General features: G+C 61.5%; 16 protein-coding genes. 7 read left to right on the forward strand and 9 right to left on the reverse strand.

Features of this window, described 5'->3' with window-relative positions; translation table 11 throughout:
- Positions 1-3: 3 nt before the first annotated feature.
- Genes AC3WKX_RS28400 through arnC form a run of 7 tightly spaced genes read right to left on the reverse strand, consistent with a single transcriptional unit; the run spans position 4 to position 7,692 of the window.
- Positions 4-1,383 (reverse strand): UDP-glucose dehydrogenase family protein, encoded by a 1,380-nt coding sequence (locus AC3WKX_RS28400; protein ID WP_008433443.1) that lies wholly within the window; start codon positions 1,381-1,383, stop codon positions 4-6.
- The gene (arnF, locus tag AC3WKX_RS28405) at positions 1,380-1,793 is read right to left on the reverse strand and encodes a 4-amino-4-deoxy-L-arabinose-phosphoundecaprenol flippase subunit ArnF (RefSeq protein WP_003217623.1); all 414 of its coding nucleotides are present in this window, start codon (positions 1,791-1,793) and stop codon (positions 1,380-1,382) included. Before arnF ends, AC3WKX_RS28400 begins: the two co-directional genes overlap by 4 nt.
- Positions 1,790-2,137: a 4-amino-4-deoxy-L-arabinose-phosphoundecaprenol flippase subunit ArnE gene (gene arnE / locus AC3WKX_RS28410; protein ID WP_087693002.1), complete on the reverse strand. Its 348-nt coding sequence runs from the start codon at positions 2,135-2,137 to the stop codon at positions 1,790-1,792. Before arnE ends, arnF begins: the two co-directional genes overlap by 4 nt.
- Complete coding sequence (gene arnT / locus AC3WKX_RS28415) at positions 2,134-3,789, reverse strand: lipid IV(A) 4-amino-4-deoxy-L-arabinosyltransferase (protein WP_102604348.1); 1,656 nt, start codon at positions 3,787-3,789, stop codon at positions 2,134-2,136. The genes arnE and arnT overlap by 4 nt, the downstream gene beginning before the upstream one ends.
- Complete coding sequence (gene arnD / locus AC3WKX_RS28420) at positions 3,786-4,670, reverse strand: 4-deoxy-4-formamido-L-arabinose-phosphoundecaprenol deformylase (RefSeq protein WP_102604347.1); 885 nt, start codon at positions 4,668-4,670, stop codon at positions 3,786-3,788. Before arnD ends, arnT begins: the two co-directional genes overlap by 4 nt.
- Positions 4,670-6,661: a bifunctional UDP-4-amino-4-deoxy-L-arabinose formyltransferase/UDP-glucuronic acid oxidase ArnA gene (gene arnA / locus AC3WKX_RS28425; RefSeq protein ID WP_102604346.1), complete on the reverse strand. Its 1,992-nt coding sequence runs from the start codon at positions 6,659-6,661 to the stop codon at positions 4,670-4,672. The genes arnD and arnA overlap by 1 nt, the downstream gene beginning before the upstream one ends.
- Complete coding sequence (gene arnC, locus AC3WKX_RS28430; RefSeq protein WP_008433430.1) at positions 6,658-7,692, reverse strand: undecaprenyl-phosphate 4-deoxy-4-formamido-L-arabinose transferase; 1,035 nt, start codon at positions 7,690-7,692, stop codon at positions 6,658-6,660. Before arnC ends, arnA begins: the two co-directional genes overlap by 4 nt.
- Positions 7,693-8,161: 469 nt before the next feature.
- Between arnC and AC3WKX_RS28435 the strand changes: the two genes are divergently transcribed.
- The 3 genes from AC3WKX_RS28435 to AC3WKX_RS28445 all read left to right on the forward strand — a co-directional run bounded on the left by AC3WKX_RS28435 (position 8,162) and on the right by AC3WKX_RS28445 (position 10,308).
- Complete coding sequence (locus tag AC3WKX_RS28435; RefSeq protein WP_023658829.1) at positions 8,162-8,950, forward strand: M949_RS01915 family surface polysaccharide biosynthesis protein; 789 nt, start codon at positions 8,162-8,164, stop codon at positions 8,948-8,950.
- A 103-nt stretch (positions 8,951-9,053) separates the two neighbouring features.
- Positions 9,054-9,968 (forward strand): site-specific integrase, encoded by a 915-nt coding sequence (locus tag AC3WKX_RS28440; protein ID WP_102604345.1) that lies wholly within the window; start codon positions 9,054-9,056, stop codon positions 9,966-9,968.
- A gap of 115 nt (positions 9,969-10,083) precedes the next feature.
- Positions 10,084-10,308 carry a DUF2188 domain-containing protein gene (locus tag AC3WKX_RS28445; protein WP_003217639.1) on the forward strand — a complete coding sequence of 75 codons (225 nt, stop codon included), beginning with the start codon at positions 10,084-10,086 and terminating at the stop codon, positions 10,306-10,308.
- A gap of 119 nt (positions 10,309-10,427) precedes the next feature.
- Here the strand turns inward: AC3WKX_RS28445 and AC3WKX_RS28450 are convergent, their stop codons facing one another.
- Both AC3WKX_RS28450 and AC3WKX_RS28455 read right to left on the reverse strand, forming a co-directional pair.
- A complete protein-coding gene (locus AC3WKX_RS28450; RefSeq protein WP_003217640.1) occupies positions 10,428-11,285 on the reverse strand; it encodes an SDR family oxidoreductase in 858 nt (285 codons plus the stop codon).
- Positions 11,286-11,384: 99 nt separating this feature from the next.
- Complete coding sequence (locus AC3WKX_RS28455; RefSeq protein ID WP_102369062.1) at positions 11,385-11,657, reverse strand: DUF2790 domain-containing protein; 273 nt, start codon at positions 11,655-11,657, stop codon at positions 11,385-11,387.
- 229 nt (positions 11,658-11,886) lie between these two features.
- Between AC3WKX_RS28455 and AC3WKX_RS28460 the strand changes: the two genes are divergently transcribed.
- From AC3WKX_RS28460 to AC3WKX_RS28475, 4 genes are all read left to right on the forward strand, one after another.
- Positions 11,887-14,808 carry a TonB-dependent receptor gene (locus AC3WKX_RS28460; RefSeq protein WP_023658830.1) on the forward strand — a complete coding sequence of 974 codons (2,922 nt, stop codon included), beginning with the start codon at positions 11,887-11,889 and terminating at the stop codon, positions 14,806-14,808.
- 169 nt (positions 14,809-14,977) lie between these two features.
- Positions 14,978-15,739 carry a GntR family transcriptional regulator gene (locus AC3WKX_RS28465; protein ID WP_008433419.1) on the forward strand — a complete coding sequence of 254 codons (762 nt, stop codon included), beginning with the start codon at positions 14,978-14,980 and terminating at the stop codon, positions 15,737-15,739.
- Positions 15,736-17,466 (forward strand): fumarate reductase/succinate dehydrogenase flavoprotein subunit, encoded by a 1,731-nt coding sequence (locus tag AC3WKX_RS28470; RefSeq protein WP_003217648.1) that lies wholly within the window; start codon positions 15,736-15,738, stop codon positions 17,464-17,466. Before AC3WKX_RS28465 ends, AC3WKX_RS28470 begins: the two co-directional genes overlap by 4 nt.
- 40 nt (positions 17,467-17,506) lie before the next feature.
- A complete protein-coding gene (locus AC3WKX_RS28475) occupies positions 17,507-17,752 on the forward strand; it encodes a 4Fe-4S dicluster domain-containing protein (protein ID WP_003217650.1) in 246 nt (81 codons plus the stop codon).
- Positions 17,753-17,852 lie beyond the last annotated feature (100 nt).

Genomic DNA, 17,852 nt, shown 5'->3' on the forward strand with positions numbered 1-17,852 from the left:
GTCTCAGGCTTCCTCGGCCTGAGGCGCCCAGTTTTGCTGGGGGATCGGCAAGTTGCAGGAATCGCCACGGCCCATCGGGAAGTACTGGATGCCTTTGCGTGCCAGGCGTTCGCCGTCGTACAGGTTGCGGCCGTCGAAGATCACCGGGGTTTTCAGGCGTTGCTGGATCAGGTCGAAGTCCGGTGCCTTAAACTGTTGCCATTCGGTGCAGATGATCAAGGCGTCAGAGCCACTCAGGGTGGATTCCGGGGTGCCCATCAGCATCAGGCGCGGATCATCACCGTAGATGCGCTGGGTTTCCTGCATGGCCTCCGGGTCAAACGCACGTACATTCGCGCCGGCGGCCCACAAGGCTTCCATCAGCACCCGGCTTGGCGCATCGCGCATGTCGTCGGTGTTGGGCTTGAACGCCAGGCCCCACAAGGCGAAGGTCTTGCCGCGCAGGTCGCCCTTGAAGAATGCATTGGCGCGTTCGAACAGCTTGCTCTTCTGGCGCTGGTTGATGGCTTCCACGGCTTCCAGCAGGTCGCTGGAGCAGTTGGCGGCCTTGGCGCTGTGGATCAGGGCGCGCATGTCCTTGGGGAAACACGAGCCGCCATAACCGCAACCTGGGTAGATGAAGTGGTAGCCGATACGCGAGTCGGCACCAATGCCCAGGCGCACGGCTTCGATGTCGGCGCCCAGGTGTTCGGCCAGTTCGGCGATCTGGTTGATAAAGCTGATCTTGGTGGCCAGCATGCAGTTGGCGGCGTACTTGGTCAGTTCGGCGCTGCGCAGGTCCATGAAGATGATGCGGTCGTGGTTGCGGTTGAACGGTGCATACAGCTCACGCATCACCTCGCGCACCTCCTCACGTTCGCAGCCGATGACGATCCGGTCCGGGCGGCGGCAGTCGGCAACGGCCGAGCCTTCCTTGAGGAATTCCGGGTTGGAGACGATATCGAACTCCAGGTGGCGGCCGGCAATGCGCAGGGCTTTTTCCATGTGCGCACGCAAAGTGTCGCCAGTGCCTACAGGTACGGTGGATTTTTCCACGAGGATCACCGGGTCGATACGGTGGCGAGCCACTGCATCGCCCACGGACAGCACGTATTTCAGGTCGGCCGAGCCGTCTTCGTCCGAAGGGGTACCCACGGCGATGAACAGCACTTCGCCGTGTTCGACCGCGAGTTTTTCGTCATAGGTAAACGTCAGGCGTCCGCCTTCGAGGTTTTCCTTGACCATGGCCGCCAGGCCCGGCTCGAAAATGCTCACATGGCCCTGTTGCAGCAACTTGACCTTTTTCTCGTCAACGTCCATGCAGATGACATCGTGGCCGACTTCGGCCAACACGGTGGCCTGTACGAGACCGACGTAACCGCTACCAAATACACTGATTTTCATGGGGCATTCCTGGGACTTGTGGTGCTAGCACGACGAGAGTTGATAGTCAGGACTCCGAGAATGACCAAGGCCACTCCCGCAGTTTTTGAAAGCGAAAAATGTTCGTTGAACACCGGCAGGCTGGCGGCCAGCAGGTAGACCAATGCGTAGCTGATGCTGAGCAGCGAGTAGGCACGGCCCAGCGGCAGGTCTTTGAGCGCGCCAAGCCAGCAGAGCATCGACAGGGCATAGGCGATGATCGCCAGGATCACCACGCCCAGTGCGCCGAGGTCGATGGCACCCGTGTCGAGTGCTGTCAGCCATTCAGCAGGCAGTGGCAGGCGCGTCATGCTCCAGCGCATGCCCAACTGGGCACCGCTGACCAGTGCCACGCTGCCCAGGGCCAGGGCAAAACCGCGAGCGCGACTCATACCTGGCGCCCCAGCAGCACCACACCGGCAATCACCAGCAGCACGCCGAACCAGTGGCGACCATCGATGTGTTCATGGAACACAAAGCGCGCCACCAGGGTGACCAATACAAAATTGAGGCTCAGCATCGGGTAGGCGATGCCGACTTCCAGGCGTTGCAGCACCAGCAGCCACACCAGCAAACCCAGGCCCAGGCACACCAGCGCCGACCACAGCCACGGCGAGCGCAGCTTCGGGGCCCAACCGTCGGGCTGGTCACGCCAGCCTTCCACGGCAAACTTCTGGGACACCTGGCCCATGCAGGTCAGCAGGCAGGCACCTAACAACAGCAACAGAGTGGTCATGGCGCGCTCTGCGGGAAGATCAGAATCACGATATTGCCCTGCTCGTAACGCTTGCCGTCTTTGGGCAGCAGGTCCACTTCCTGGCGTTCGTCGTCACCCTTGACCCGCATCACCACGCCCACCGAGCCTTGCTTGCGCGCCTCGCTCATCCATTGCTGGACGCTGGCGGCATCGATCTTGCGGTAAGCGGTGTCCGGGAAGGCGATGCCGTATTTCACTTCGCCAACGGTGTTGTAGAGCATCACTTCAGGACGCTGCAGGCGCCATGACAAGGCCGATGCGGCGCCGAGGTCGTTGCTCAGCAACGCAGTGGTCGGCTGCAGCTCCTGGAGGTGGTCGATGATGAACTGGTCGGGGGTCTTGTTATAAACCACCGAGTGCGGCAACGCGGCCGGCACCAGCGCCACCAGCAACCAGCTGCCGATCACCGGTGCGGCCCACATGTGCAACGGGCGGGCGGCTTGCAGCAGGTTGGCGATGATCCAGCCGAACAGGAAGACGAACACCAGCACCAGGCTGAGTGTTTCCTGGCCGTGCTCGTACACCGGTTTTTTCAGCTGGAACCAGGTCAGGGTCAGCAACGCCAATACGCCAATGACCAGATTCACCCAGCCGTTGATGCGCAGTACGCGGCCACGGGCCTGGGCCAGTTTGTCGGCGAGGGTATGCCCCATCAGCAGCGCCAGTGGCAGCAGGCAGGGCATGATGTACGACGGCAGCTTGCCCTTGGCCAGGCTGAAGAACGCCAGCGGCATCAGCAGCCACGGCAGCAGGAAGGCGACCTTGCTGTTGCGTTTTTCCAGCCATGCCTGCTTCACGGTGGACGGCAGCAACGCCATCCACGGCAGGGTGAACGCAACCATCAGCGGCAGGTAATACCAGAAGGGCTCGGAGTGCTGGGCGTCGTCGCCGGCAAAGCGCTGGATGTGCTCGTGCCAGAAGAAGAAATTCCAGTAGTCCGATTCCTGGGCATGCACCATCAGCGCCCAGGGCAGGCTCACGACAATCGCCACCACCACGGCCACCAGGCCATAGGTGAGCAGTTCACGAATGCGTTTTTGCCAGAGCACGTAGGGCAGGGCGATCAGCACCGGCAGCAACCAGGCAAGGAAACCCTTGGTCATGAACCCCATGCCGCAGGCGAACCCGAGCAAGGCCCACGACCACAGCCGGCCGCGGGTGGTGGTGCTGTCGAAGCAGAACCACAGCGCCGCCCCGGTCAGGTTGACCCAGAAGGTGAACTGTGGGTCGAGGTTGGCATAGCCCGCCAGGAACGCGACGCTGACAAAACTCATGTACAGCACGGCGCTGACCAGGCTCTTGCGCGGGTCGTTCCACAAACGCCGGGCCACAAAATACACCAGCAGGATGCTCAAGCCAGTGCTCAAGGCCGAGGCAAAACGCACGCCGAACAGGTTCTGCCCGAAAATCGCCTGGCCCAGCGCGATCATCCAGTAACCGGCCGCCGGTTTCTCGAAGTAGCGAATCCCCATGAAGTGTGGCGAGGCCCATTTGCCGGTCAGCAGCATTTCCTGGCTGATCTGTGCATAGCGGGTTTCGTCGGGAATCCACAGCCCGTGGGTGGCCAACGGGATCAGGTAGAACACCCCGAAGGCCAGCAGGAGCAGGGGCAGGGCCCAGCGCCGGATCATGCCTTTTGCACTCCGAGCCAGCCTTCACGGCCGCTCAACGCACCACGCACCAGGTGTTGCTGGGGCAGGGTGGTGAGGTCGGCGGGCAACAGGTCGCCCAACGGTTTGAACGCGATGCCGCGCTGCCCTGCCTGGGCGAGCATCTGGCGAAAATCATTGGCCATCAGAATCCCTTCTACTTCTGCGTGGATCGTATAGACGTTGAGCTTCGACGGCTTGAAGCGGTCGAGGATGTAGCTATTGAAATCCTTGGCGGCCACCACCGGGCCCACGACTTCATCGAAGGTCGGCATGTCCACCGGAATTTGTGGCGTGCCGGCACTGCCATCCGCCAGGGTCGGCCGGAACAGGCTGGTACCACGGCAATCGCTGTTGTAGCGGAAGTTGAACTGTTGCTTGGCTTGCACCACGCGCTCATCGGCACGCCAGCCGGCGGCGGCTGAGCAGTCGATGGGTTCACCGAGGATGTCGCTCAAGGTGTCGACGCCACGGCGAATCTGCTCGATCAGCTGTGCATCGCTCCAGCGCCCGGTGTTGGCTTGCCAGCCGTGATGATCCCAGGCGTGCAGCCCGACTTCATGCCCGGCGGCCTTGGCCTGGCGCATCAGGTGCCCCAGGTCGCGGCCAATGGGTTTGCCCGGCCAGGCGGTGCCGGCCAGCAAAATGTCCCAGCCGTACAAACCGGCAGCGTTGGAGCGCAGCATCTTCCACAGGAACTGCGGGCGGATCAGGCGCCACAAGTGGCGCCCCATGTTGTCCGGCCCGACGCTGAAGAAGAAGGTCGCCTTGACCCCGGCTTCATCAAGCGACTCCAACAACCTTGGCACCCCTTCACGGGTGCCTCGGTAAGTGTCGACGTCGATGCGTAGACCCGCTTGCATCAGCGCTTGTCCGCGATTTCGAGCATGGCTTCACGCAGGAAGAAATCCAGGGTGTTGCCGATGGTTTCGCTCATCTCCACGGTAGGCTCCCAGTTCAGCAGGCGCTTGGCGTTGTCGATGCTTGGCTTGCGGTGCGCCACGTCCTGGTAACCGGTGCCGTAGAACGCCTTGCTTTCCACGTCGCGGAAACCGGCAAACGGAGGGAAGTTGCTGCGCAGCGGGTGAGCTTCGAACTGACGCAGCAGTTCTTCGCCCAGCTGACGGATGCTGGCTTCGTTTTCCGGGTTGCCGATGTTGATGATCTGGCCGTTGCAGTTATCGTTGTCGTTATCAATGATGCGCGCCAGGGCTTCGATGCCGTCGGCGATGTCAGTGAAGCAACGCTTCTGCTCGCCACCGTCGAACAGACGGATCGGCGTGCCTTCCACCAGGTTCAGGATCAGCTGGGTGATGGCGCGGGAGCTGCCGATACGGGCCGAGTCCAGGCGGTCGAGGCGCGGGCCCATCCAGTTGAATGGACGGAACAGGGTGAACTTCAGGCCCTTGTCGCCGTAGGCCCAGATCACGCGGTCCAGCAGTTGCTTGGAGACCGAGTAGATCCAGCGCTGCTTGTTGACCGGGCCCACCACCAGGTTGGAGGTGTCTTCGTCGAAGTACTGGTCCTGGCACATGCCATACACTTCGGAGGTCGACGGGAAGATCACGCGCTTGTTGTACTTCACGCAGTAGCGAACCAGTTTCAGGTTCTCTTCGAAGTCCAGTTCAAATACGCGCAGCGGGTTGCGGGTGTATTCGATCGGGGTGGCGATGGCCACCAGCGGCAGGACCACGTCGCACTTCTTGATGTGGTACTCGATCCACTCGGAGTGGATGCTGATGTCGCCTTCCACATAGTGGAAATTCGGGTGGCTGCGCAGGCGCTCGATGGCGTCGGAGCCGATGTCCAGGCCGTAGATTTCGTAACGGTCGTCACGCAGCAGGCGCTCGGACAGGTGGTTACCGATGAAACCGTTCACACCCAGTATCAGCACGCGGGTACGACGGGGCTTGCGGCCGGACTCGGCGCCGCGCAGTACGGAACCGTCCACCAGGCCCAGTTCATCCGCCAGGGACGGGCCGGCCAGGTACAGGCCGTTCTCGTTGCGCTGGCCGAACTTGACCACCAGGGAGTCTTCACCGCAGGCGATGCGCAGCGGGTTGACGCTGATCACGCGGCCTGGCGCCAGGCCTTCGTTGCCCTTGACGACTTCGGCGCTCCAGACGATCAGCTTGTGCTCGCCCACGGCGCAGAAGGCACCCGGGTACGGTTGGGTAACGGCGCGAACCAGGTTGAACAGCTCTTCAGCCGGTTTTTTCCAATCCAGTTTGCCGTCAGCGGCGGTGCGACGACCGAAGTAGGTGGCCTTGCTTTCGTCCTGGGCGGTTTCGGTCAGCTTGCCTTGCGCCAGTTGCGGCAGGGCGTCGCGCAGCAGGTTGGTGGCGGCGTCACGCAGTTTGGCGTGCAGGGTCAGGCCGGTGTCGGTGCGCTCGATCACGACTTTCTGCTGGGCCAGGATCGCGCCGGCATCGGCACGCTTGACCATGCGGTGCAGGGTCACGCCGGTTTCGGTTTCGCCGTTCACCAGCACCCAGTTGGCCGGTGCGCGGCCACGGTACTTAGGCAGCAGGGAGCCGTGCAGGTTGAACGCGCCTTTCTTGGCGGTGGCCAGCAGGGCTTCGCTCAGCAGGTTGCGGTAGTAGAACGAGAAGATGTAGTCCGGGTTCAGCTTGGCGATGCGCTCGATCCACAGCGGGTGGTTGGCGTCTTCCGGGGCGTGTACCGGGATGCCATTGCGGGCGCATAGCTGGGCGACGGAACCGTAGAAATTGTTTTCCTTGGGATCATCGGCATGGGTGAACACGGCAGCAATTTCGTAACCCGCATTGAGCAGGGCTTCAATGCCAGCACAGCCAATATCGTGGTAAGCGAAGACAACAGCTTTTGAATTCATGACGAAACCTGATCGGAAGGAGAAGTAGAGGTGTGGGAGGACGTCAGGCCGTCGACTGTAAAGGTCTCGGCCGGTGCTGCCGGTTGGTTGCGCAGCACTTTTTCGATAAAGAACCGTGGGCGGGCCCGCACATCGCTGTACATGCGGCCCAGGTATTCACCCAGGAGGCCCATGCCGATGAACTGGCCACCGGTGAACACGAACAATACGGCGAACAGCACGAACATGCCGTCGCCAGCCCAGCCGGAGCCGAAAGCGAGACGCAGCACGATCAGTGCAAAGGCGAAGAGCATGCCCAGGGCCGCCAGGCTGAAACCGACGATGCTCAACAGGCGCAATGGCGTGGTGGTCATGCAGGTCAGCAGGTCGAACATCAGGCTGATCAGGCGCATCGGGCTGTATTTGGACTCGCCGTGTTCACGCTCGGCGTGATGCACCAGGATTTCCGTGGTGTGGCGCGCAAAGCTGTTGGCCAGGATCGGGATAAAGGTGCTGCGCTCGCGGCAGGCCAGCATGGCGTCGACGATGGTGCGGCGATAAGCACGCAGCATGCAGCCGTAGTCGCTCATGGCCACGCCGGTGGAGCGTTGCACGGCGAGGTTGATCAGGCGCGACGGCCAGCGGCGGAAGGCCGAGTCCTGGCGGTTGTTGCGCACGGTGGCAACCACGTCATAGCCCAGGGCGGCCTGTTCGACCAAACGCGGGATTTCTTCCGGCGGGTTTTGCAGGTCGGCGTCCAGGGTGATCACCACGTCGCCCCGGCAATGCTCGAAGCCGGCCATGATCGCGGCGTGCTGGCCGTAGTTGCGGTTGAGGATCACCGCCACCACATTGCTGCCTTCGAGCGCGGCGGCGTCTTCCAGCAATTGCGCGGAGTTGTCGCGGCTGCCGTCGTCCACCAGGATGATTTCGTATTCGTAAGCCAGTTGTTTGCAGGCCGCCATGGTGCGGCGCAGCAGTTCAGGCAGGCTTTCTTGTTCGTTGTAGACCGGGATAACGATCGACACGCAATGAATTGGATAGGGTTTCAAAGATTCATTACCTCGGGGGTTAGAGCAACTTGGAGCGTAAAGACAGCAGTTATCGTCAGCCTCGGATGCCGGGCATCCGATCAAAGATAGCGTTGATTTGTGGCATTCATTCGACAGTCCTGACAGGTCACAGTGGTTCTTCCATGGCTTACGTGAGTAAAGACTAAAATGCTCAAAGGTAAAGCGGAATCAACGAGTTAACCTGCAAAGTACGGTTCGTTCTCAAGTCGTGCCGCCAAGATTAAGCGCAAAAATGTTCAACGAATATGAAACGCAGATGAAAAAGTCGTTTTTTTGGCAGGTAGACAGCTAGGGTTCAGGTAAACAGCAGAAGCACGGACAACGCCGTGCCGATGAGGGGAGAAGGGCCGGTAGGCTTTTTCCGCGCGCGGGCTGGTTCCTGAAGAATCTTCTCTGCAATGCCGCGCAAGTGCCGGTAAAGTAAGCCATCTCTTGCCAGGGCAGTCGGATGAATAGCGTGCAGCGTTTACGGCCAATGTTGATGGTGTTGTTGATGACGGTGGCCTGGGCCACGAGCGTGCGGGCCGATGACGGCGTGGCACTGACGTCCATCGACCAGGTGCCCGATGGCGTAGAAGTGCGGGGTAAACAGGTCGGCGCCTTCGTCTGGAGCGATAAACAGGGCAAGAACCTGTTGGTACTCGCAGAGCAAGTCAGCGAACGCGACGACGACGGTGCGCAGTCGGCCTTTGTCTACGCCGCCCAGTACCTGCTCGACGGTGACCGGCCCAAGCGCCTGTGGATGCTCTACGACGACGTGCAGCATTGCGAGTTCGATGCCGGCGCGCACTTCAACAGCGACGCCACCCGGGTCACCGACCTGCTGGGCGATGGCATCAGCCAGGTCACCGTGGGGTATAGCCGCACCTGCACCAGTGACGTCAGTCCCAATGATTTCAAGCTGATCATGCACATCGGCAAGTCGCAGAAGTACCGCCTGCGCGGCATCGACCGCTATGGCGCCAGCTGGTGGGATGAAGACGCCGGCGCCCTGCAAGGCATGCCGTTGCCCAAGGATTGCAGCATCGCCGCCCAACAGGCGCTGGTCAGCCAGTACAAGGAGCAGGGTACCGAGCTGCCGCTTCCTGGCTGTTACGGCGACGAAGAAGATTTTGCCAAGGCGCCCAAACCGTACCTGGAGTTCATGCGCCAGCACTGGTTTGCCTTGATGCAGAAGCAGGACACCGACTGGAGCCAGCAGCAGACGCCAGCCCCGGCGGAAGACGATCAGGAATAGCCCCGGGGATTGACCTGCGCTAGACTCGGCGCTCGCCAATTCACTAAATATTTCGATTAAACAGATGGTTAGTCGACATATTTAATCCAAAGGCTGATCTACCTTGACTGAGTCTACCCGCAACCCGCTGACCCTCTACCTCACCCGCCTGGCGCCCTCCAGCCAGCTGACCATGCGCTACGTGCTGCAGGACGCCGCCGACCGCCTGGGTTTTGAAGACATCAACCTCGAAGACATCGACTGGCACCTGCTGCAGCCCGAACACGTCATGGCCCTGGTGGCGGTGCTGCGGGAAGACGGGTATGCGCCGAACACCTCATCGCTGTACGTCAACGCCGTGCGCGGGGTGATGAACGAAGCCTGGCGCATGAGCCTGATCAGCCAGGACCACCTGCTGAAGATGCGCTCGGTCAAGGCCATGGCCGGCACCCGCCTGAGCCAGGGGCGCAACCTGCGGCGTACGCTGATTCGTGAGTTGATGGAAGTCTGCGCCGCCGATCCGCGCCCCCAGGGCCTGCGGGATGCGGCGGTGATCGGGATCCTGTATGGCTCGGGCATGCGCAAGTCGGAATCGGTGAACATCGAGCTGGGCCAGGTCAACTTTGACGAGCGCAGCCTGCAGGTTACCGGCAAGGGCAACAAGCAATTGATCAAGTACGCACCGGCCTGGGCCTTTGCCAAGCTGGAGGCGTGGCTGGCGTTTCGCCGCAGCCAGTTGAAACCGGGTGAGCAGGACGACGGTTTCCTGTTCAACCGGATTCGCCGGGGCTGCCATATCACCCGCGAGCGCATCACCAAACACGCGATTTACTACATCGCCCGCCAGCGTGGGGAACAGGTCGGCGTGAAAATCATGCCCCATGATTTCCGCCGTTCGTTTATCACGCGGGTCATTGAAGAGTACGACCTGTCGATCGCCCAGAAGCTGGCGCACCACACCAATATCCAGACCACCGCCACCTACGATGTGCGCGACGACAATGAGCGGCGCAGGGCCGTGGATCGGTTTGACCTGTAGGGCCGCCCGTAACCTGGCCCGCCAACTGCCTTGAACTCTGCCCGGCAGTCGCGCTCGCAATAGTAGGGCGCGGGTTTTGCCGCGTGCCGTGTTTATTCAGTCGAAGGAGCAGACCATGGATACCTACAACATCAACAAGACCGGCACCGGTTGGGCGTTGACCAAGCAGGGCTCGGCACGGCCGTCGAAAACGGCAGAGACCAAGGAGGCGATCGTTGAGTTGGCGAAGGAGTTTCTCAGCGACAAGACGGCGTCGCTGAGGATTCACAGCATGGATGGGCGGATTCAGGAAGAAAGAACCTACCCGCGCAAGGCTGACCCGACACGATCTCCGGGCTGACCGAGCACCCAATGTGGGAGCGGGCTTGCTCGCGAAGGCGGTGGTTCAGTTACACATGCATTGCCTGACACTCCGCCTTCGCGAGCAAGCCCGCTCCCACACTGGATTTGCATCCGACTCTAGAGAATCGGCTTGCCACCCGTCACCGCGTACCTCGAGCCCGAGATGTAACTCGCCTCATCCGACGCCAGCAACACATAGATCGGTGCCACTTCCACCGGCTGGCCGGGGCGGCCCAGCGGTGTCTCGCTGCCGAAGCTGTTCACGTCTTCGTCCGGCATCGTCGAGACAATCAACGGCGTCCAGATCGGCCCCGGTGCCACGCTGTTCACGCGGATGCCCTTGCTGCCCAGCAGTTGTGCCAGGCCACCAGTAAAGTTGGCAATCGCGCCCTTGGTGGCGGCGTAAGCCAGCAACGTTGGCTTGGGCATATCGGAATTCACCGAGCTGGTATTGATGATCGACCCGCCGGCCTTCATATGCGGCAGCGCCGCCTTGCAGATGCGAAACATCGCGGTGATGTTGATATCGAAGGTCTTGACCCATTCCTCGTCGGGTATCTCTTCGAGGGTCTCGTGGGTCATCTGGAATGCGGCGTTATTGACCAGCACGTCGATCCGCCCGAACTGCTCGACGGTCTGGTCGACAATCGCCTGGCAGTTGGCTTTTTGCGCGAGGTCGCCGGGCAGCAGCAGGCATTGGCGGCCGGCTTCTTCCACCCAGCGTGCGGTTTCCTTCGCGTCCTCGTGTTCGTCCAGGTAGGCGATGGCCACATCGGCACCTTCGCGGGCAAAGGCAATCGCCACGGCGCGGCCGATACCGCTGTCGGCGCCGGTGATCAGGGCGATCTTGTTGGCCAGGCGGCCGGAGCCGGTGTAGCTCTTCTCGCCGCAGTCGGGATAGGGGTCCATCTTCTTCTGCGAACCGGGAACGGATTGGGCCTGGCTGGCGAAAGGTGGGCGTGGGTAGTCAGTCATCTCAATCTCCATAGATCACAACGGGTTCTATGGATTAGTGATTTTCAGCTGCCGGATAGTTGTAATCGATGCCGGCCGAGCCCGACGAATGGTTTGCGCTCAACCGTGCTGGCAGGCATCGCCCAGGCGCATGTAGTCCAGTTCATGACGCACGCCGTGGCTGTCGATGTAGACCATATGACCCTTGACCGGCCCGCACTCGGTGGAGGATTCGGTACTGACGCGCACCACCTTGGCGATGTCCAGGTCCTGGGAATAGTCGTACGCCTCGCTGGCGGGGGTGTTGGCACTCACAGTGGGTACCGGGGTTTCGCCCTGGGCGAAGGCAAGTGTGCTGAACAGGCCCAGCACGGCGATAAGCAGATAACGCATGAGAACCTCCGACACCACGAAGGTGGTGGCTTGACTGTGGGGTTCATTCTACAAAGCGCCTGGCGCGGGGATGAACGCTTGCGGGCCAATAGAAGACATCAGCCAAATCGATGCAGCAAGCCTCTTATAACCGGTTATAAACTCATAGCATCTTCGCCTAAACGCAGCCCTATAAATATCCGTCTGCCGTTGCTCATCCCTGTAGACACATACAACAGGGAGCTCCTCGATGTTTTTATTCAAACAACAACTACCAAGGCTGACGCTGGCGGCGGCGCTGGCGATGGGAGTGTGCACGACATCGGTGATGGCCCAGGAAGTGGCCGGCCAGGTGTTCACCTTCGATATCGCTGGCGGCCCGCTTGATACGGTGCTGCTGGATATCTCCCGGCAGACCGGGGTGATGATTTCGTTCAATCAACAGTGGGTGCAGGGCAAGCGCAGTGCCGCCATCCGCGGCGATTTGGGCAGCCTGCAAGCGGTGGACAAGGCATTGCAGGGCAGTGGCCTGCAAGTAAGCGACAGCGAACAGGGGCTGACGGTGCATCCAGCACCCGTGACGTCCACCAGCGTCGCACCGGCCGAGGGCAAAAGTACTGATTACCGCCTGGAAAAAGTCACGGTGACCGGCTCGGCGATTCGCCGGGTGGACGCGGAAACGGCAGTGCCGGTGACCATCCTGCGGGTCGAGCAATTGCGCGAGCAGGGTGTGAGCACCACCGAGGAGTTGATCAACCGCATTTCGGCCAACCAGTCTGCCGTTGGCTCTGGGCGTTCGGTGGGTTCCAGCAGCGGCGGTGCGGCGTATGCCGACTTGCGCGGGATTGGCGCGAACAAAACCCTGGTGCTGCTCAATGGCCGGCGCCTGAGCAACAACGCCGTCAACACCACCAACGGTTCCGGGGTGGATTTGAACACCATCCCGTTCGCCGCCATCGACCGCGTGGAAGTCCTGCGCGATGGCGCCTCGGCGCTGTACGGTACCGACGCGATTGGCGGGGTGATCAACTTCATTACCAAGACCAGCCTCACCGGTGGGCAACTTTCCACCAACTACGATTCGCCCACACGCTCCGGCGGCGGCGACAGCCATAACTTCAGTGGCAGCTACGGTTTCGGCGACCTTGAAGAGGACCGCTTCAACGTGTTCGGCGTGGTCAGCTACGACAAGCAGACGCGCCTGGCGGCCAAGGACCGTGACTTCACCTACAACTACCAGCCCGGTCGCGGCCTGGATTTCACCTCCGGCACCGCCGCGCCGGCCAACTGGAGCCAGGGCAGCAACGCGACCAACCCGCTGGCCGGCTCCGGTTGCAATTCCCCCGGGCTGCTGTCACGCAATGGCATCTGCCGCCAAAGCCTGTGGAGTTACCTGGACCTGGTGCCGGAAACCGAAAAAACCTCGGCCTTTGCCAAAGCCACCGGCAAGCTGGCCGATGACCATACCGTCAGCCTCGAATACTTCTGGGCGCGCAACGAAAACCGCACGCAGATTGGCCCAGGCACCCTGATGGGGGCCCAGGTCAATCCGGGTACGCCTTTCTATCCGGGCAACGGCATCACCCCGGGCCCCACGGGTTTCGCCCTGGACCCGACACAGCCGGTAGACGTGAACTGGCGTGAAACCGATGCCGGCGCGCGCAAGCACGAAGATGACAACACCAGCCAGCGCCTGCTGCTGAGTTTCGAAGGTAATGTGGCGAACTGGGACTACAACGTCGGCGCGTCCTACAACCAGAACAAAGTGGTGCAAACCATTCTTGACGGCTATGTAAACGACCAGACCATCAGCCAGGGGATTGCCAACGGTGTGATCAACCCGTTCGGGCCGCAGAGTGAAGCGGGCAGGGCGTTGCTCGCCTCCAGCCGCGTGGATGGCGATTACGCCACCGCCGTGGGCCGAGTGAAGAGTATCGACGGGCGCGTAAGCCGTGAAATCGGCGACTGGTTCGGTGCGGGGCCGACGGGCCTGGCGCTGGGCGGTGAATATCGCAAGGAGGATTTCCACCAGGATTTCGCCCAGTTTGCCGAGACCGTGCAGAGCCTGGGCGTAGACCCCAATGGCGCAGTGCGCGGCAATCGCAGCGTGTCGGCCGAGTACGCCGAGGTCAACGTGCCGGTGCTCGAAAGCCTGGAACTGTCTGCCGCCGTGCGTCATGACAAATACAGCGACTTTGGCAGCACCACCAACCCGAAATACTCGTTCCGCTTCCAGCCGTTCAAGGAACTGGTGGTGCGCGGTGCCTACAGTGAAGGCTTCCGTGCGCCGTCGCTGTACGAGTTGTACAACCCGACCTACACCAGCTACACCGTGGCCAACTACAACGACCCGCGCCTGTGCCCGGGCGGCACCCCGGCCAATGGCGGGATCGGCAACCGCGACTGCGCCCAGCAGTTCCGCCGGCAAAGCGGGGGCAACGGCAGCTTGAGCCCGGAAACCGCACGTAACGTGACCTTTGGTTTCGTGTTCCAACCGATCGAGCGCCTCAGTGCCGGCCTGGATTTCTGGTGGATCACCATCGCCAACCAGATTGCCGAATTTCCTGAGTCGTCGGTATTCGATGACCCGGATGCCTACGGCGACCGCTTGATCCGCAAGGCGGATGGCTCCATCGATCACATCGTTACCGGCCTTGCCAACCTGGGTAAGACCAAGACCAACGGCGTGGATGTGAGTTTCGACTACCGCTTCCCGAGCACCGCCATCGGTGACTTCGGCATCGGCCTGCAAGGCACCTACGTCAACGAATACAAATACCAGCAGGAGCTCAAGGGCGACTACATCGACAAACTCGGTGATTTTCGTGGCGGCGAGTTCTCCACCGCGGGCGCCGTTGCGCGTTGGCGCCACAGCCTGACCGGTACCTGGGCGCGGGGACCGCTGGGCGTCAGCCTGACCAACCGCTACACCAGTGGCTATCACGACTCGGACCCCGACACCCACGACTCCGTAGGCTCCTACAACGTCTGGGACCTGGCGGGTACCTACAACTGGAGCAAGTCCCTGGCCGTCACGCTGGGCGCGAAAAACCTGTTTGACCGCGCGCCGCCGTTCAGCAACCAGACCTATGCGTTCCAGAGCGGGTACGACCCGAAATACGCCGACCCGTTTGGCCGCATCCTGTATACCCGGGTCAGCTATAACTTCTGATTGTTCATCAGCGTCAGACACTGCTCTATAAAACAGGCGGATCCACTGCACCCATCCCGTAGGTGCAGCGGGATTCGCCGGTCCATAACCTTATTCCAAAACGGTATTTCCACGCTTTTCATAAGACTCCTTATGATCACGTCATAACTCGTTATGACAAGTGGTCCTGATGAACGAATCAACCGTCGCCTTATCCCCTCTGTCCAGCGTTCCGCTGCATGCCCAACTGCGGGACCTGCTGCGCAGCCGCATCCTTGATGGTGAGTACGCGCCGAACACCCAGATGCCTTCCGAGAGCGAACTGGGCACGCGCTTCAAAGTCAGCCGCATCACCGTGCGCCAGGCCCTGGGTGATCTGCAAAAGGAAGGCCTGATCTACAAGATCCACGGCAAAGGCACCTTTGTTTCCAAACCCAAGGCTTATCAGAACGTCAGCACCCTGCAGGGGTTGGGCGAGTCCATGACCGAGCGCGGCTATGAAGTGATCAACCGCCTGCGCAGCTACCGCTTCGTGCCCGCCGACAAGCTGGTGGCCGAGCGCCTGGGCGTGGAGGAGGGCAGCACTGTCGCGCAGATCAAGCGGGTACGGCTGATCAACCGCGAACCGGTGTCGCTGGAAATCACCTACCTCAGCCAGGCCCTGGGCGAACGCCTGGAAAACGCCGACCTGGTGACCCGCGACATCTTCCTGATCCTGGAGAACGACTGCGGCTTGCAACTGGGTCACGCCGACGTGGCGATTGACGCGGTACTCGCCGACAGCGAGCTGACCCAGGCGCTGAACGTCGAGGCCGGCTCGCCGATCATGCGCATCGAACGCCTGACCCACACCGCAGACGGTCAGCCCGTGGACTTCGAACACCTGTATTACCGTGGCGACGCGTTTCAGTATCGCCTGCGCATCGACCGTCAGCGAGGTAGCCGCCCGTGAGCCGCCAAACCCTGGAACTGGAATACGACATCGTGGTGATCGGCGGCGGTACAGCCGGCCCCATGGCGGCGATCAAGGCCAAGGAGGCCAACCGCGATCTGCGCGTATTGCTGATCGACAAGGCCAACGTCAAGCGCAGCGGCGCCATCAGCATGGGCATGGACGGCCTCAACAACGCGATCATTCCCGGCCACTCCACGCCGGAGCAGTACACCAAGGAAATCACGATTGCCAACGACGGCATCGTCAATCAGGCGGCGGTGTACGCCTACGCGACCCACAGTTTTGAAACCATCGAGCAGTTGGACCGCTGGGGCGTGAAGTTCGAGAAGGACGAAACCGGCGATTACGCGGTGAAAAAAGTCCATCACATGGGCGCCTACGTGTTGCCGATGCCTGAAGGGCACGACATCAAGAAGGTGCTGTATCGCCAGCTCAAGCGCGCCCGGGTCAGCATCACCAACCGCCTGGTGTGCACCCGCTTGCTGACCGACAGCGAAGGCGCGGTGAATGGCGTGATGGGTTTTGACTGCCGCACTGCGGACTTCCAGGTGATCAAGGCCAAGGCGGTGATCCTCTGCTGCGGCGCGGCCGGCCGCCTGGGCTTGCCGTCCTCGGGTTACCTGATGGGCACCTATGAAAACCCGACCAATGCCGGCGACGGCTACGCCATGGCCTACCACGCCGGAGCCGAACTGGCGAACCTGGAGTGCTTCCAGATCAACCCGCTGATCAAGGATTACAACGGCCCGGCGTGCGCCTATGTCACCGGCCCCTTGGGCGGCTACACCGCCAACAACAAGGGTGAACGCTTCATCGAGTGCGACTACTGGAGCGGGCAGATGATGTGGGAGTTCCACCAGGAACTGGAAAGCGGCAACGGCCCGGTGTTCCTCAAGCTCGATCACCTGGCGGAGGAAACCATCCAGAACATCGAGCAGATCCTGCACAGCAACGAGCGCCCCAGCCGTGGCCAGTTCCACGCCAACCGAGGCACCGACTACCGCAGCCAGATGGTCGAGATGCATATCTCCGAGATCGGCTTTTGCAGCGGGCATTCGGCGTCGGGCGTGTGGGTCAACGAGCGCGCGGAAACCTCGGTCAAGGGCCTGTATTCAGCGGGCGACATGGCGGCGGTGCCACATAACTACATGCTCGGCGCGTTCACCTATGGCTGGTTTGCCGGCACCAACGCGGCAAGCTTTGTGGCCGGGCGCGAATTCAGCGCGGTGGATGCCCGGCAAGTGGCCGCCGAGCAGGCTCGGGTCTATGCGCCACTGGACCGCGAAACCGGTCTGCCGCCGGCCCAGGTCGAGTACAAGCTGCGGCGCTTCGTCAACGATTACCTGCAGCCGCCCAAGGTCACCCGCAAGATGGAAATCGGCTTGCAACGCTTCGCCGATATCGAGCGCGACCTGGACCAGATGAAGGCGCACAACCCCCATGAATTGATGCGCGCCATGGAAACCAGCGTGATCCGCGACTGCGCCGAAATGGCTGCCCGCGCCTCGCTGTACCGCGCCGAAAGCCGCTGGGGCCTGTACCACTACCGGGTCGATCACCCGCAACGCAACGACGCCGACTGGTTCTGCCATTGCCACCTGAAAAAGGGCGAGGACGGGCAGATGGTCAGCTTCAAGAAACCCGTCGAGCCCTATGTGATCCCGCTGGATGCCGAAGAGATGCAGGCTTACGACCGCCTGCGCGTAGGGGCTGACGCCGCCTGAATGTGCCCCCCCAAGCTCGCTCACCACAGGACACCGTGAAATGGCCTATCAGCCCCAGGAAATATTCTTTCGCTCCAACGCCCCGGTAACGGTGGACGAGGACAAGTGCATCGCCGAAAAAGGCTGCACGGTCTGCGTCGACGTGTGCCCGATGGACCTGTTGGCGATCAACCCGGCAACGCAGAAGGCGTACATGGCGTTCGATGAATGCTGGTACTGCATGCCCTGTGAAAAAGATTGCCCCACCGGCGCAGTCAAGGTCGAGATTCCGTACCTGTTGCGCTGAGACCTGCCGCAAACGCCATCCGCCAACCCCGGACGCAGCCCTAGCCACACCCCCTCGTTTCCCACCGCGCCAGACCGTGGCGGAGACGATTCCTTCAACC

The sequence above is a fragment of the Pseudomonas sp. GP01-A4 genome, from assembly GCF_058780865.1.

What these genes read in the sequence shown, in the direction of transcription:
- AC3WKX_RS28455 (WP_102369062.1), bottom strand. Translation starts at nt 11,657, where the DNA reads ATGCGTTATCTGCTTATCGCCGTGCTGGGCCTGTTCAGCACACTTGCC.
- AC3WKX_RS28460 (WP_023658830.1), top strand. Translation starts at nt 11,887, where the DNA reads ATGTTTTTATTCAAACAACAACTACCAAGGCTGACGCTGGCGGCGGCG.
- arnF (WP_003217623.1), bottom strand. Translation starts at nt 1,793, where the DNA reads ATGAGTCGCGCTCGCGGTTTTGCCCTGGCCCTGGGCAGCGTGGCACTG.
- arnT (WP_102604348.1), bottom strand. Translation starts at nt 3,789, where the DNA reads ATGATCCGGCGCTGGGCCCTGCCCCTGCTCCTGCTGGCCTTCGGGGTG.
- arnD (WP_102604347.1), bottom strand. Translation starts at nt 4,670, where the DNA reads ATGCAAGCGGGTCTACGCATCGACGTCGACACTTACCGAGGCACCCGT.
- arnA (WP_102604346.1), bottom strand. Translation starts at nt 6,661, where the DNA reads ATGAATTCAAAAGCTGTTGTCTTCGCTTACCACGATATTGGCTGTGCT.
- arnE (WP_087693002.1), bottom strand. Translation starts at nt 2,137, where the DNA reads ATGACCACTCTGTTGCTGTTGTTAGGTGCCTGCCTGCTGACCTGCATG.
- AC3WKX_RS28450 (WP_003217640.1), bottom strand. Translation starts at nt 11,285, where the DNA reads ATGACTGACTACCCACGCCCACCTTTCGCCAGCCAGGCCCAATCCGTT.
- AC3WKX_RS28475 (WP_003217650.1), top strand. Translation starts at nt 17,507, where the DNA reads ATGGCCTATCAGCCCCAGGAAATATTCTTTCGCTCCAACGCCCCGGTA.
- AC3WKX_RS28435 (WP_023658829.1), top strand. Translation starts at nt 8,162, where the DNA reads ATGAATAGCGTGCAGCGTTTACGGCCAATGTTGATGGTGTTGTTGATG.
- AC3WKX_RS28400 (WP_008433443.1), bottom strand. Translation starts at nt 1,383, where the DNA reads ATGAAAATCAGTGTATTTGGTAGCGGTTACGTCGGTCTCGTACAGGCC.
- AC3WKX_RS28445 (WP_003217639.1), top strand. Translation starts at nt 10,084, where the DNA reads ATGGATACCTACAACATCAACAAGACCGGCACCGGTTGGGCGTTGACC.
- AC3WKX_RS28465 (WP_008433419.1), top strand. Translation starts at nt 14,978, where the DNA reads ATGAACGAATCAACCGTCGCCTTATCCCCTCTGTCCAGCGTTCCGCTG.